The organism is Actinomadura livida (genome assembly GCF_014648675.1).
In the GTDB taxonomy this organism is placed as follows: domain Bacteria; phylum Actinomycetota; class Actinomycetes; order Streptosporangiales; family Streptosporangiaceae; genus Spirillospora; species Spirillospora livida.
Genome location: NZ_BMRO01000006.1, coordinates 505,752 through 506,006, shown reverse-complemented (window position 1 = coordinate 506,006; position 255 = coordinate 505,752). Strand labels below are relative to the sequence as shown.

The following is a 255-nucleotide window of genomic DNA, read 5'->3' as shown; positions in this document are numbered from 1 at the left end:
ACCGTCAGCGGATACCACTCGCTCAGGGTCAGCAGGTCCCGCAGCGGATGCCGCTCCAGCACATCCGCCACATCCGGTTCCCCGGCAGCGGCGAGCCGTTCGAGGATGTCCGCGTCCTCGTCCGACATGACGCGCATGAGGCGGGCCAGCGTGCGCCGGTCCTCGGGGGACGCGCCTCGCGCGGCACGCCTGAACAGCGCGATGCCCTCCGTGAGCATCAGCTCGGCGTCCTGGCCGCGGGGGACCTTGATCTGG

General features: G+C 71.4%; 1 protein-coding gene. It reads right to left on the bottom strand.

The window, feature by feature from the left end; all coding sequences use genetic code 11:
- Positions 1-255 (bottom strand): maltotransferase domain-containing protein (locus IEZ03_RS17435; RefSeq protein WP_189241213.1); only part of this gene is annotated, 255 nt, incomplete at both ends.